At 45.7% G+C, this 13,271-nt stretch carries 13 protein-coding genes; 3 read left to right on the top strand and 10 right to left on the bottom strand.

What is annotated here, in order from left to right:
- Positions 1–228 precede the first annotated feature (228 nt).
- From LU290_RS10555 to LU290_RS10545, 3 genes are all read right to left on the bottom strand, one after another.
- Positions 229–1,341, bottom strand: coding sequence for an HlyD family secretion protein (locus LU290_RS10555; RefSeq protein ID WP_277808531.1), 1,113 nt, complete (start codon positions 1,339–1,341; stop codon positions 229–231).
- Between the two features lie 90 nt (positions 1,342–1,431).
- The gene (locus tag LU290_RS10550) at positions 1,432–3,036 is read right to left on the bottom strand and encodes an MFS transporter (protein ID WP_277808530.1); all 1,605 of its coding nucleotides are present in this window, start codon (positions 3,034–3,036) and stop codon (positions 1,432–1,434) included.
- A 268-nt stretch (positions 3,037–3,304) separates the two neighbouring features.
- On the bottom strand, positions 3,305–4,192 hold the full coding sequence (locus LU290_RS10545) for a 3-hydroxyacyl-CoA dehydrogenase (RefSeq protein ID WP_277808529.1): 888 nt from the start codon (positions 4,190–4,192) through the stop codon (positions 3,305–3,307).
- Between the two features lie 364 nt (positions 4,193–4,556).
- On the opposite strand from LU290_RS10545, the gene LU290_RS10540 reads away from it, so the two are divergent.
- A complete protein-coding gene (locus tag LU290_RS10540; RefSeq protein WP_277808528.1) occupies positions 4,557–5,927 on the top strand; it encodes a serine hydrolase domain-containing protein in 1,371 nt (456 codons plus the stop codon).
- Positions 5,928–6,023: 96 nt separating this feature from the next.
- Here the strand turns inward: LU290_RS10540 and LU290_RS10535 are convergent, their stop codons facing one another.
- The 3 genes from LU290_RS10535 to LU290_RS10525 all read right to left on the bottom strand — a co-directional run bounded on the left by LU290_RS10535 (position 6,024) and on the right by LU290_RS10525 (position 7,997).
- Positions 6,024–6,455 (bottom strand): organic hydroperoxide resistance protein, encoded by a 432-nt coding sequence (locus LU290_RS10535; protein WP_277808527.1) that lies wholly within the window; start codon positions 6,453–6,455, stop codon positions 6,024–6,026.
- Between the two features lie 118 nt (positions 6,456–6,573).
- Positions 6,574–6,990, bottom strand: coding sequence for a MarR family winged helix-turn-helix transcriptional regulator (locus tag LU290_RS10530; RefSeq protein ID WP_277808526.1), 417 nt, complete (start codon positions 6,988–6,990; stop codon positions 6,574–6,576).
- A 101-nt stretch (positions 6,991–7,091) separates the two neighbouring features.
- Positions 7,092–7,997 (bottom strand): alpha/beta hydrolase, encoded by a 906-nt coding sequence (locus LU290_RS10525; protein WP_277808525.1) that lies wholly within the window; start codon positions 7,995–7,997, stop codon positions 7,092–7,094.
- 153 nt (positions 7,998–8,150) lie between these two features.
- Between LU290_RS10525 and LU290_RS10520 the strand changes: the two genes are divergently transcribed.
- Positions 8,151–9,002, top strand: a complete 852-nt coding sequence (locus LU290_RS10520; RefSeq protein WP_277808524.1) for a helix-turn-helix domain-containing protein — start codon at positions 8,151–8,153, stop codon at positions 9,000–9,002.
- Positions 9,003–9,027: 25 nt separating this feature from the next.
- Here LU290_RS10520 and LU290_RS10515 read toward each other — a convergent pair whose 3' ends face one another.
- Both LU290_RS10515 and LU290_RS10510 read right to left on the bottom strand, forming a co-directional pair.
- Positions 9,028–9,651, bottom strand: a complete 624-nt coding sequence (locus LU290_RS10515) for a DsbA family protein (protein ID WP_277808523.1) — start codon at positions 9,649–9,651, stop codon at positions 9,028–9,030.
- A gap of 206 nt (positions 9,652–9,857) precedes the next feature.
- Complete coding sequence (locus tag LU290_RS10510) at positions 9,858–10,337, bottom strand: NAD(P)H-dependent oxidoreductase (RefSeq protein ID WP_277809610.1); 480 nt, start codon at positions 10,335–10,337, stop codon at positions 9,858–9,860.
- Between the two features lie 209 nt (positions 10,338–10,546).
- On the opposite strand from LU290_RS10510, the gene LU290_RS10505 reads away from it, so the two are divergent.
- Positions 10,547–10,930, top strand: a complete 384-nt coding sequence (locus tag LU290_RS10505) for a winged helix-turn-helix transcriptional regulator (RefSeq protein ID WP_306417087.1) — start codon at positions 10,547–10,549, stop codon at positions 10,928–10,930.
- Here LU290_RS10505 and LU290_RS10500 read toward each other — a convergent pair.
- Positions 10,908–11,789, bottom strand: a complete 882-nt coding sequence (locus LU290_RS10500) for a DMT family transporter (protein ID WP_277808522.1) — start codon at positions 11,787–11,789, stop codon at positions 10,908–10,910. The genes LU290_RS10505 and LU290_RS10500 overlap by 23 nt on opposite strands.
- A 163-nt stretch (positions 11,790–11,952) precedes the next feature.
- A complete protein-coding gene (locus LU290_RS10495; RefSeq protein WP_277808521.1) occupies positions 11,953–13,146 on the bottom strand; it encodes an MFS transporter in 1,194 nt (397 codons plus the stop codon).
- Positions 13,147–13,271: the final 125 nt, after the last annotated feature.

The following is a 13,271-nucleotide window of genomic DNA, read 5'->3' as shown; positions in this document are numbered from 1 at the left end:
CACGCCCAATGTGGTATGCTCAATTCATATTAAAATACTACAAAAACCGTTCGCCCTGAGCTTGTCGAAGGGTGGCGGTTTTTTCATTCATGGTTCGACAGGCTCACCACGAACGGAAAAAAATTTTGTTGTGTTTTGGGTTGAAATCATTATAGTTTTGAGGTTTAGGGTATAAAAACACCGCCCAAGTTTTACTTGGGCGGTGCTTTTGATGCTGTTTTTAAGTGTTCATTCTTTTACCTTATCAATCCTCACCACCGCACTCATTCCCATTTGGATTTGGCTGGCGTCAGTTGGGTTGTCAAAGGCGATTTTGACAGGCACTCGTTGGGCGACTTTGATAAAATTGCCCGTGCTAGGGTCGGTTTTATTGACGCTAAATTCTGAGCCTGTGGCAGGGGCGATTTGCACCACTTTGCCTGTCAAAACTTGCTTACTGCCAAGTGCATCCACCGTGATGGTTGCAGGTTGTCCGATGGCGATTTGGCTAATTTCGGTTTCTTTGACATTGGCAACAATCCACAAATCAGACGGCACAATGCTCATCAAATTCGCCCCCACCGCCACAAGCTGACCTTCTTTGACCAAAATCTCGTTCAGCCGTCCGCTAATCGGGGCTTTAATCAAGGTTTGCGACAGCTCCAATTCGGCAAGTTCAAGCCCTGCTTTGGCATTGTCAATCGCCACCAGATTGCTCTTTTCATTGACAACAACATTGGCAATCTCTTGTTCGGCATTTTTCTTTTGGGCTTGGGCTTGTAAGACGGCGATTTCGGCTTTTTGCACATTGGCAAGCGAGTTTTCAAAATCCTGACGAGACACGGCGTCCATTTTGACAAGCTCTGCCAGTCGTGCGTGCTGGGCTTTGGCGTTGGCAAGATTGACCTTTGCCGACTCAATATTAGCATCCATCACAGCGACATTGGCGGCGGCGGAATTTTGGGCTTGCTTGATTTTGCCAAGAGTCGCCTGTTGGCTTAGCACGCCTGCTTTGGCTTGGGCAAGTCTCATCTCGTATTGGTCGGTTTCAATCTGCACAAGGGGCTGACCTTTTTCCACAAACTGATAATCTTGCACCATAATCTGACGCACATAGCCTGCCACTTTTGGGCTGACTTGGGTGGGCTTGCCACGCACATAGGCGTTGTTGGTCTCGATGTAACTAGGCGAAAAAGGCGGTAGTTGATAAGCGTACAAAATCCCAATCACCCCTGCGATGAGCAGTGCTAAAACGAGCAAGCGTTTGGCAGGGGATTTTTTCTTGGGTTGCCAAGTTTGATCTTGTGCTGATTGTGCGTCATTTGGCAAATCATTGTTGTTTGTTGGATTGTTGTCGGTCATTTTGGTTCTCGCTTTGCCAATTTTAAGTTTTAAAATCAAACTTAAATTTCATTTAACAAACTAAATCAATAAGTTATTTTAAATTCATCGTTAAGCTTTTGTACTTTCCAAATAGGCTTGCAGTTTTTGCATTTCCACTTCAAGCACATCAATTTTATGATACCGCCGATACGCCCACACCACAAATTTGACGGCAAACATCACACTGACCACCACCCAAATGACAAAAAACAAATCGTTATACGCCAAAATACGAGCTTCCATATTCGCCATTTGCATCGCTTGCGTGGCGTTTTGGGCGGTGATGGTGCCGTTGTCAAGCACGATTTGGGCGGCGAGATTTGATAAATGTTCTGTGGTTTTGATGTTCACATACGCCCCAAACACGGCATTGCCCAGAAGTCCGCCCAAAACTTGGGTTGCCGAAAACACGGCGATAAAACCTGCAATCTGGTCAATGCCCTCGGCAATCGCTCGCACCATACCCTCTAACATCACAGGCCCTGAGAAGTAAAAAGTGGCAAAAGCGATCAAGGCTTGGCTCACATAAAAATGCGACACAGGCGTATCCACCGTAACGCCAATGTCCAAATACGCCCCCAACGCAATGCCAAACAGGGCGATGACGGTGTTTTTACGCACATCTTTGGGGTTTAGGGTAACGATACTCATCACAAGCCCTGCCAGACTTGCCAAAAAGATGATTTTATAATAATCGTACAACTGTTCACTTGACAGTCCCATCAGGTTTAGCACGCCCCCTGCCCCAACGCTCTGCTCGGTGGTAAACAGCCGTGTCATCATCGCCATCAATAAAAAATAGGCAATCTGCCGTGCCGAAATCCAATGCCAGTTAATGAGTGGTCTCTCTCGTCCCGCCTCAAACCACAACGCCAAGCCAATCAAGCCCACGCCACCAGCCAATAAAAACCCAAGCCAGTTGGTCGTCCACCACAGTACATTGCCCAAGCTCAAATAGCCACACAAAAGTGCCATGCCTGTGGCAAACAGCCCAAAAGTTAGCCAGTCTTGCCAAGTCAAAGACGGCTCGTGATAACCCTTTGGTAGGGGCAGCCATAGCACCGCCGACAGACAAATGAGCGTGATGGCGAGCTGAAAAACAAAAATAGCCTCAATGTTGCCATCTGCCATCAGTGTGGGCGAAATCATGTAACACAGGCTAGACACCGCCTGCATCAGCCCCGCCGATAGAGCAAGTGGAATCAACGCACTGCCCGCTCGAAAGGTCTGCATGGAATAAAACATGCCCAAAGTCAGAAGCCCGCTCGTGCCAACGCCCATGACAAAACGAGCGATGAGTTCAAGCTCGAAACGATTGCTGAAAGTTTGGAGCATGTTGCTGACAAACATGAGCAGTAATGTCCAACGCACAAACTTTTGCAAAGAATAATGCTGACGGATTTTTAGCCACATAAATCCCATGACCGCATTACCCATCAGATACGCCGACTGCACCCACACGCCTTGCATCACATCAAGCGCCAACGCCCCACGCATTTGCGGCACATTGGCAGAGAGTAGTCCATTTTGCAAACCTGCACAAAAAATGAGCAACAGCCCAATCAGCACATACGCCAATTTGCGCTTGCCCTTGTGAATGGGCGACGCAGGCGAGCCTGCCATGAAGGGCTGTTCGTCAGGTTTAAAAACATAACCGTTATCGTGGAGTGCCATGTGAACGCATCATCATAAATTTTGCTATTTTAATGGATTTTGTTATTATAAAATAGGTCAAAATTGGAAAATTTTGGGGTAAAAATGGGAGTTTTTAAACCGACGAACACCCCAAAAAAAGCATCAAACTCAAAAAATTCAGCGGACTGATCCAAAAAACAAAAAAGCGCTCAGCCCCTCATTTGATTGGGGGGAGCGGTTTGTCATTGTGCTAAGACATCCAAGAGTGTCTAAGGCGGATCGGCTCAGTCACAATGATGATCAGATCTTAATCCAAAATCACCTTGCCGTTGTCGTCATACTCATAAAAGCCTGAGCGACTTTCACGACCTGTTTTGCCTTTATCAAGGTACTCACTTTTTAAAATTTCGACAAAGTGAGCGGTCAAAGGATCGCCTGTCGCCTCAGCTTTGGCAGAGTGAATGGTATGCACGGTGCGAAGTCCCACCGTATCCATCGCCTCAAACGGACCCTTGGGCGAGCCTGACGCCATACGCCATACTTTGTCAATGTCTTTGGCGCTGGCGACATCATTGGCAAGCAGGTGGCTGGCGGCGTGCAAGAACGGCACAAGCAAGCTGTTGATGATGTAGCCTGCTTGCTCTTTGTGCAGGACGATTGGCTCCATGCCCATTTGGCGGGCGAATTGTTCGGTGGCTTTGACGACTTCTGGATCGGTATCCGCCGTTCCCATCACTTCCACGATGTTTTGCACCCAAATGCGGTTGGCAAAGTGTAGTGCCAAAAAGCGAGATTTGTCGCCAGAGGCTTCATTAAACGCACTTGGCAGTAGCGTAGAAGTGTTGGTGGTAAAAATGGTGTGAGCAGGGGCAAGCTGTCCGACATCCGCCCAAACTTGCTTTTTCAGTTCCAAATTCTCAGGCACGGCTTCAATGATGATGTCGGCATTTTTTACCGCTTCGCTCAAATCAGACGATAGGGTCAAATTGTCAAAGGCTTGGGCGATTTGCTCATCGCTGGCGCTCAAATCTTTTTTGTAATCGCCGACCAATGCGTCATAGCGTTTTTTGGCGTTTGCTAAGGCTTGCTCGTTGATGTCGTAGCTCACCACTTTCACGCCGTGAAACGCCGCTTGAAAGGCAATTTGCGAACCCAAAACGCCCGCACCCAAAACTGTTAGATTATTTAAGCTCATCATAAACTCCGTTAAAAAAATGAATTTCATCCTATTCTAACAAAAAATAAGCAAACAAAAAAATGTCAAAATCACACCATTTTAGGGTAAAAATGGGTAATATTGGCACGCTTAACATTTAAATTGGGTTTTTGGGAAATGAAATTTTTATTTGGATTTGCAATTTAATCGGTGCGTGCTTTTTACTTCTATTTCTTTTAAAATCTTCTTTTAAAATGGTCAATTTCCTATTTTTACCCTGAAATTTTCGCATTTTGTCTCTATCTTGCGTTTTCAAGATGTTTTATAATAAATTTTAGGGATGTATCTCTTAAAGTTTTTAATCCAACTTTTAACCAAATTGAACTTAATATAGGAAATTGTGATGAAAATCAAACCATTGTATCTGATGATGGGGCTTGCCTTGTCTGCTTTAACGCTGTCTGCTTGCCAAAGCCACGCTCAAAGCCACAAACCACAAGCCACCTCGCAGCCAGCCGCCAAATCTGACACGCCCACTTATCCAGATGGCATCGAGTCTGACCCTGTCAAATTAGGCATCATGCAAGGCTTTCCGCCACCTGCTGACAAAACGGTGAATCTATTAAACGCTCAGCAATACCCATACATTCGTTGGGCATTTAGCAATGTGCGAAGCATCACGCCGACCAAAGTGGTCTCTGCCGCCCAACAAGACCGCTACACTTTCCCTGTGGCACTTGACAAAAACATCGGCAATGTCAGCTTTGTTCCCATGTTTGACACCAAGCCAATGACGGTGGAGGATGCTTTTGTTCGCAAAGTCTATGGCGATGGCATGATTGTGCTGCACAAGGGTAAGATTGTTTATGAGAATTATTTTGGGGCGTTAAAGCCAGAAGGCACACACCTTTTGATGTCGGTTACCAAAAGTTTTACAGGCACACTAGCAGCACAGCTTGTGCATGAGGGTGTGATTGATGACACCAAATTAGTAACCCATTATGTGCCAGAACTAAAAACTTCTGCATGGAAAGATGCCACCGTGCGTCAAGTGATGGACATGACGGCATCGCTTGATTACAGCGAGGATTATGCCGACCCAGAGGCAGAGATTCACGCTTTTGGCAAGGCAAGCACGCCAGGTCTGCAAGAGCCGGGTTATTCTGGTCCTAAGAACACTTATGAATACCTAACGACTGTCGAGAAAGCCGACCACCCGCACGACACAGGCTTTGAATACAAAACGGTGAACACTGATGTGCTGGCATGGATCATCGCTCGCACCACAGGCAAAGGCGTGGACGAGCTGTTTTCTGAGCGTTTCTTAAAGCCACTTGGGGCAAATGTGGACGGCTATATGCAAATTGACGGTTCGGGCATTCCCTTTGCAGGCGGTGGCATGAGTCTAAACTTGCGTGATATGGCGATGTTTGGCGAGATGATGCGTAATAACGGCAAATTCAACGGCAAGCAAATCATCGCTCCCGAAGTGGTTGCTGACACCCAAAAAGGTGGCGACCGTGCCAAATTCTCCACAGGCGGCTATCCGAACTTAAAAGGGTGGAGCTATCGCAACATGTGGTGGGTAACGCACAACGACAACGGTGCGTATATGGCACGAGGCATTCACGGTCAGGCGATTTATATTGATCCAAAAGCCGAGATGGTTTTGGTGCGTTTCTCATCAAACCCAATCGCCAGCAACGCCAATAACGACCCATGGTCATTGCCTGCGTATCAAGCGGTGGCGGATTATTTGATGAATAAAAAATAATCAAAATTAACTTAGCCAAAGACAAAACCCCCCAGTATGAATTGGGGGATTTTTGTGCATCTTTATAATTTGTCTGATTTTATAAATTGCATAAAATCACAAATCAAACTCGTCAATCACTTTCACATGCAAACGCACCTCCACATTGCCACGAGTTGCATTAGAATACGGGCAAACTTCGTGGGCTTTTTGAATCAATTTTTTGGCATCATCACGGCTCACGCCTTCAACGCTAACGGTGATGTCCAAATCCAATGCAAACGCCCCTTCCGCCTTTTGACCGATACCGACCGCAACGGTGGTGCTGGACTTGGTCGGTTTGATGCCCAAACTTGGGGCGACATGGTTCATCGCACTGTCAAAGCACGCCGCATAACCCATCGCAAACAGCTGTTCTGGGTTGGTGCCAGTTTTGCCGTCTGTGTTTTGAAAGCCGACCAAATCAAAGCCAATTGAGCCGTCATCTACACGAGTATGACCGTTTCGTCCACCTGTGGCGGTTGCCGAAGTGTGATAAAAGATTTTCATAAATTGCTCCAAAGCGTTAATTATTGATGAAATTATTATAGTTTAAAATTAAATTGTGTGCAATATTTTTTATAAAATTTTTCCACGAATTTTGTGCTTTTTAAATTTTAAATAAAAATCAAAGGGTTATTTGATGGGCGATTTTTTGTAGTACCGCCATCTCATCAGCCGTTAGGTTAAAGCAGTCCGCCATCTTGGTTGGAATGTCGACCGCCTTGTGCTCTAAGGCTCGCCCTTGATTGGTCGGGGTTATCATCACGGTGCGTTCGTCTGTTTGGCTACGGGTGCGTGTGATTAAGTCTTTGGCTTGCAAGCGTTTTAATAGGGGGGTTAGCGTCCCGCTGTCAAGGTGCAACTTTTCGCCAATCTCGCCCACGCTCTGCTCACCAAATTCCCAAAGGCTCAGCATCACCAGATACTGCGGATAAGTCAAATCAAGCTCGTCCAAAAAGGGCGAATACCTGCGAACGATTTCTTTGGAAATGGCGTAAAGTGGAAAGCAGATTTGATTGGATAAGCGTAATTGTTCGTACATGGCAATGGATTAAAATAAAATATTTTATCATAAAATCATATTTTGCAAAATTTATTTTTAAATAAAACACCGCCCAAATTTCCACTTGGACGGCGTTTGTCTTATTTCATTCTTTCAATCACATCATCAAGCACCGCCCTTGCTTCTGGCAATAGTTTTGGCAATGCCATAAAGACATGAAAGGCATTCTCATAAAGATTTAAGGTACAATCCGCTCCTTGCTCGCTTGCTTTTTGGGCAAGTTTTTTGGCATCAGGGCAGAAAATATCATTTTCCCCTTGATAGATATGCAAGGGTGGTAAGCCTGTCAAATCGGCAAAGATTGGGCTAAGCAGTGGCGAATTTAAATCCGCCCCATTTGCCCAAAGTCCAGCACACCACCTGATGCCGTCCACCGCCAGCATTGGGTCTTTTGCTTGTAATTTTTCGTCAATATCAGGATTATCGGTATTCAAATCCAGCCACGGCGAAAACAAAAACAAACGCTTTGGCAACGCCACGCCCTTATCACGCAAGGAGAGCGTCAAATTCATCGCCAAATTCCCACCCGCACTGTCGCCTGCCACAAACACCCTGTCGCTCATTGCACACACTCTATCATACACCGCCAACACAAACGGCAACTCTGTGTCTGCTGTGCCTTGTGGGGCAAGGCGATAAATCGGCACAACCACGCTAATACCGCCATTTTTAATCAAATATTCAACCAGTTGCCAATGCTGACTGACCAAATCAAACACATACGCCCCACCGTGCAAATACATCAGCGTTGCCGTACTTTTACCGTGCTTTGGGCTAAGGGTGATGACTTCTCGCTCCATTATATCATTATGCGAAATGTCGCAAATTTTACGCAAAGATTTGGGAATGTCGGCTCGTGCTTTTCGCTTGGCGATGTGTTTTTCCACCGCACAGGCATTTTCAAATTTTGCTCTACGGTTGATTAAAAACAACAAACGAGTGATTGCCGACATTGGCAAGTGGGACAAATTGGGTTTGTTAAGCATTTTGTAGTGTCTTTAAAAAATTGCGAAAATTGAAATTATTATAACTTTAAAATGCTCCCATACATCATTTTTTTAAATTATCATAAAAACACTCTATTTTAACAGCGTAAAATACATTAAAATAGGGCAAAATAAAACAGTTTTAGGGTAAAAATGAAACCTTTTGACATTCCTTTATTGAAGGCAAGTCCTTCAAACAACATTGGCTTTAATTGTAATTTTTTAAATGCTTATTTAAAGTCCCCAGACGACCAGCAGCAGCACATCATCAGTCAACTTTTTAGCGTGCATCGGCTCAGTTTTTTTGTGTGGATCATTTGCATCGAAGGGCAGACCAAGCAAATGCTTGATTGCGAACAAATTACCCTAGCGGCAGGGCAAGCCATGCTGATCCGCCCCAATCAAGTGCATCAAGTGCTGGATTTTGACAATGGCAACGGTTTTTTTGTGGCGTGGCGTGAGGATTTTTTATTAAAAAGCGTGGATTTGAGCAATTTACCCAGCGTACAACCCTTTGATCAAAAAGACATTGATGATTTGACCAGTTTTGGACAATTATTACAAAGTGGCAATGCCTTTGAGGAATTGGACGCCAAAATCCCTTTTTTACAAAGTCAGCTGACCGCTTTTTTGTATTATCTCACCCAAAAATTCACCCAAGACCACCCCAAAACCCCAGCCGAAAAACGCTTTTTGGCATTCATGGCGTTGTTGGAGGCGCACTTTTTGACTCAAAAGCAAGTGCAGTTTTATGCCAATGCCCTAAACTGCTCGCCCAAAACTTTAAATCTGGCGTGCCAAAATAAAACGGGCGAGAGCGTCAAAACCGTGATTGAAAAGCGGGTGCTATTAGAAAGCAAACGCCTACTTGTGCATAGCAAATCCTCCATCAATGCCATCGCAGCAGAGCTTGGGTTCATTGACGGCACGCAATTTGCTAAGTTTTTTAAAAAATACGAAGGTCAAACGGCGAATGAGTTTCGCTTGGAATATCAAATCACATAAATCACGCTGATGAGGGGTGTTGTGATCAGATTTGGCTTAAAAACTGCTCAATGTTTTTCGCCACATTTTCTGTATCTTGATATAAAAATTGGCTTGGGATATTCACATAACCTTTATCAGTTTTGGCAATCAAACTGGGCACACCATTGATGGCAAACTGATACGCCAGTTTTTGCCCTTGTGCTATCCAATCATTTGCCAATTTTTGACTGTCGGCATTTTCCAATTTTTCGGCAATGTCAGTTTGTTCAAGTGCGATTAAACCATTTTTAACGACTGCTAATCTGCTTGTATCCAATCCGTGCACATACCGCATTTTTTGCAACTGTGAGAATACTGGCAATAATTCATCAGGCTTAGAATTTTTTAACAACACACAAGCAACGATTAAATAAAAAGAATTAAATTCGCCACCTTTTAATAATAATTGACGGTAATTTTCGCTAAATGGCAAGCCTGTTAATTGGTTAATGCGAGTGTTATTGCTCCAAGCGTGATGGGCAAATTGTGCGTCAATCATTTTGCCTGTATTGGCAAAAAGTCCTGTGGCATACACATCAATATCGTGCGTTCTGGCAAGCTCGCCAATGCCTTTTGATGAGGCATAGCACCAGCCGCATAAGGGGTCAAAGAGATAGATAAATTGCATTTTTATTCCTAATTAAAACTAGTCGTAAGGTGCGTACAACGCACCATTTTGAATTATGTTTTTTTATTGGTGCATAATAGGCACCTTAGGCATAATTCTATTTATGGTAAAGTTTAAATTTTATGAATTAAAATTTAAAATGGGATAATTTGTTATTATCCTATTTATTAGTTACAAATTTTTCAATTTTTCAATTTTTCAATTTTTCAATTTTTCAATTTTTCAATCAAAGTTTTGGCGTGGGCTTTGGCATTAGCTTGTACCTTTGCCAAATAATTCTCATCGTGTACGCCCGCCAAATACAACGCCCCGTGCAATGGATACACGCCTTGCCACTCACAGCCTGTATAAAGAGCCGAATGCTTGACAGGTTTGACCAAATCGTCCATTGTCGCCACGATTTGCCCATCATAAGTGTCCGCCACCGAGCCAGTAGTGGTAGAAACCAAGAGTTTTTTGCCGTGCAATTTATCGCCACCTTCGCCATAGGCAAAGCCGTAGAGCCACACACTTTCTAGCCATTTTTGCAAAATAGACGGCACATTGAACCAAAAGGTGGGGTATTGAAATAGCACCACATCAGCGTCAAGCAAGGCTTGTTGTTCGGCATTCACATCAATATTGTAATCAGGGTACAGCTCGGAGAGGCGGCGAACGCTCACTTTTTCGCCAAAATGGTTCTCCAATTCTTTTAAAATCAACTAGTTACTGACCGAATGATTTAAATCTTGATGGGCGGAAATGACAAGGATTTTACTCATAAAAACTCCAAACGATAAATTGATTTTTGTGTTGGTATGATTTATTATAATTATTAAATTTAAAAATAGAAGTACTTACAAAAAAGTAAGTATAAAAATAATTGTTAATTCATTGATTTATCAGAGTAATTTTAATGAAAGATTTTGAAAAAGGGCGTGTTTTATCCAAAGATTGCCCCAGTCGTGAGATTTTTCATCACTTAACAAGCCGTTGGGGTGTTTTGGTGATGATTGAGCTGCTTGACGGCACCAAGCGATTTAGTGAAATTCGCCGTGAAATTGAAGGCGTGAGCGAGCGCATGCTGTCGGAGACCTTAAAGCAGCTTGAATCAGACGGCATGCTCATCCGCCACTCGTACGACACCGTGCCACCGCATACCGATTATACGCTCACCGAATACGGACGGCAGGCGAGCGGATTTATCATTTGGTGGATTGGCTTGAGAATAATTTGGCGGAGATTTTGCAGGTCAGTGCAAGCGGTGCGTTGGGGCGTCAGCTTTTTTGGCAGAGAATGAGACCAAGCGCAATCAGGGCGATGCCTGTGGCATGAAAGCCTAAGAATCGCTCACCCAGCATCGTCGTGGCGATCAGCACGCCAAACACAGGAATTAAGTGGATGGATAGCCCAGCTCGTACGGCACCCACCTTCTCGACCGCCAGCGTATAAAGCAGATAGGCGATCACGGAGGGAAAAATGCCAATGTAGGCAAGCCCTGCCAGTGATTTTTGATGAAAATGCGGCACTTGCCCTGAGGTAATTTCCCACACAAAAAACGGCAAAAGGGCGATGATGGCGATGCCAATTTGCACGGTGGTGAGACCGATTTTGTTGATTTGGCTTGGAAAAGACTTGGTCCAAATGGTATAAAACGCCCAGCAAATCATCGCCAAAAACACCCATACATCGCCGATATTAAACGACAGCGACAAGAGCCTGACCAGCTCGCCTTGTAGGATGATCGTCAGCACGCCGATGAGCGAGATGATGAGTCCGATGAGCTGTTTTGGCTGGATTTTTTGTCCATAGAATAGCCCGCCAAAAAGCACGATCAAGACAGGAATGCATGAGTTTAACAAAAGGGCATTGGTGGTGGTCGTGTCGTGCAAACCCTTGTAAATCAAGGCGTTAAAGCTCGTCACACCGACGATCGCCGTCGCCAGTACCCGCCATCGATGCGCCCAGTACAAGGCATGATCACGCCACAAAAATCGCCACGCAAATGGCAAAATCACCAAAAACGCAATCACCCAGCGCAAAAACACTAAGGAAAATGGCGCAATGTCGCTGTGCAGCGCCTTGCCCACCACAAAATTGCCCGCCCAAAATAATGGCGGCAAAATCAACAAAGGCAAAAATGACAGATAAGACTTCATGGCGGCGTCACAGGGCTTGGAGTGTCTTTATTGTAAGCAAAAATGCGCATTTTGACAATATGTGTTGGTGGCGGATAATCAGATTAAATTTGCCAAAGCATCGGCTACGCTTTGGCATGGGGTGCAATGTGTCTGCCTTCTTTGGTGCTTGATGCAAAGCCAGTCATGCTTTGTTTGCAAACATATAAGGGCGAGTGGCAAACCATGCAATCACCACATTGACGAGCATGAGCGCCAGTAGGGCGGTGAGCGGCTCGTGCCAGTCTTGATAGCGCTCAAACAGCTGCCCAAGCATCAGCGGTCCAAAAAATGCAATGGAATAACCCACCGCCTGCACCATGCCAGAGACATCTCGTGCGGTGTCGCTGTCATAGGTGCGCAGCGAAAACATCATCAAAGACAGCGTAAAAATCGACGCTGCGCCAAGCCCCATCGACAGCGACCACAGGTGCAGCTGCGTGGGAAAATAGATCAATCCTGCCACGCCCAATACATTGAGCAACGCTGCCACCATCGCCAAGATACGCACGGACACGCCTCGCTTGATGAACCAAGTAAGACTGATGATGGTGATGGGTGCGGCGATCTGAAAGGTCAAAGCAAGCTCGGTGGCGCGCGCCAGTGGCAGACCCTTATCAACCCCAATCATCGGTAAAAATGCTGCCACGCCATAAAACAGCATCGACTGAATGCCCATGAACGCTGCCAGTAGCCATGCGTTGATGTCCTTCCATGCGTTAAACTGCGTGCGTGCTTGGGCGGTGGCTTCGCCTGTCTGGGCGTATCTGCTGACGACAAGCCAAACGATCACGGTCGCCGCCGCTGCCAGCGCCCACAGTCCCATGCCAAGCCGCCAGCCCACCGCCTGCGTCAAAGGCACCACCGCCCACGCCACCGACCCTGCAAAGATTGACATACATAGGCTTAATAAGCCTGTCATTAAGGCGATGTGGTTTGGTGCGTGTTTTTTGATGATGGGGGCGCCAAGTGTATTGACAAAACCAATGGCAAGCGCCATCACGCCTGTGCCGATAAAAAACAGCCATGAGCCGCTCAAAACACGCACCACAAGACTAAGCCCAATCAAAGCCACCATGATGACCAGCGTCCGCTCCAGCCCAAGTCGTCTGGCGACATAAGGCGATAGCAGTGAGCCAAGCGCAAAGGCGGGCATTGGCAACGCCCCCAGCCAGCCGATCATGGTGTCTGTCAGCCCCAAGGCGTCTTTTAAAATGGGGGCAAGCGAGCCAAGCATGACGATGGGCGATCGCAGATTGATTGCCAATAAAATCAATGCGATGGCAAGTAGGGCGATGGGGACGGCTTTGGTGGATGGCGATTTTGATGGCTGTTTCACGTGGAACAATCCTTGTGATGATTGATGGTTTGGCAATATGACAATGTTTGGCGCACCTTTCGTGGCGTGTCTTATCTAGCGTGTCTTGCAAGGAGGTCGTCAAACATCAGTTTGCGGTATTATTT

The organism is Moraxella nasibovis, from assembly GCF_029581575.1.
GTDB lineage: Bacteria > Pseudomonadota > Gammaproteobacteria > Pseudomonadales > Moraxellaceae > Moraxella > Moraxella nasibovis.
This window is presented reverse-complemented; position numbering and strand designations above follow the sequence as displayed.

Excerpts from the sequence above, each read along its gene's own strand:
- LU290_RS10555 (WP_277808531.1), bottom strand. The coding sequence starts at position 1,341 with ATGACCGACAACAATCCAACAAACAACAATGATTTGCCAAATGACGCA.
- LU290_RS10550 (WP_277808530.1), bottom strand. The coding sequence starts at position 3,036 with ATGGCACTCCACGATAACGGTTATGTTTTTAAACCTGACGAACAGCCC.
- LU290_RS10545 (WP_277808529.1), bottom strand. The coding sequence starts at position 4,192 with ATGAGCTTAAATAATCTAACAGTTTTGGGTGCGGGCGTTTTGGGTTCG.
- LU290_RS10540 (WP_277808528.1), top strand. The coding sequence starts at position 4,557 with ATGAAAATCAAACCATTGTATCTGATGATGGGGCTTGCCTTGTCTGCT.
- LU290_RS10535 (WP_277808527.1), bottom strand. The coding sequence starts at position 6,455 with ATGAAAATCTTTTATCACACTTCGGCAACCGCCACAGGTGGACGAAAC.
- LU290_RS10530 (WP_277808526.1), bottom strand. The coding sequence starts at position 6,990 with ATGTACGAACAATTACGCTTATCCAATCAAATCTGCTTTCCACTTTAC.
- LU290_RS10525 (WP_277808525.1), bottom strand. The coding sequence starts at position 7,997 with ATGCTTAACAAACCCAATTTGTCCCACTTGCCAATGTCGGCAATCACT.
- LU290_RS10520 (WP_277808524.1), top strand. The coding sequence starts at position 8,151 with ATGAAACCTTTTGACATTCCTTTATTGAAGGCAAGTCCTTCAAACAAC.
- LU290_RS10515 (WP_277808523.1), bottom strand. The coding sequence starts at position 9,651 with ATGCAATTTATCTATCTCTTTGACCCCTTATGCGGCTGGTGCTATGCC.
- LU290_RS10505 (WP_306417087.1), top strand. The coding sequence starts at position 10,547 with ATGAAAGATTTTGAAAAAGGGCGTGTTTTATCCAAAGATTGCCCCAGT.
- LU290_RS10500 (WP_277808522.1), bottom strand. The coding sequence starts at position 11,789 with ATGAAGTCTTATCTGTCATTTTTGCCTTTGTTGATTTTGCCGCCATTA.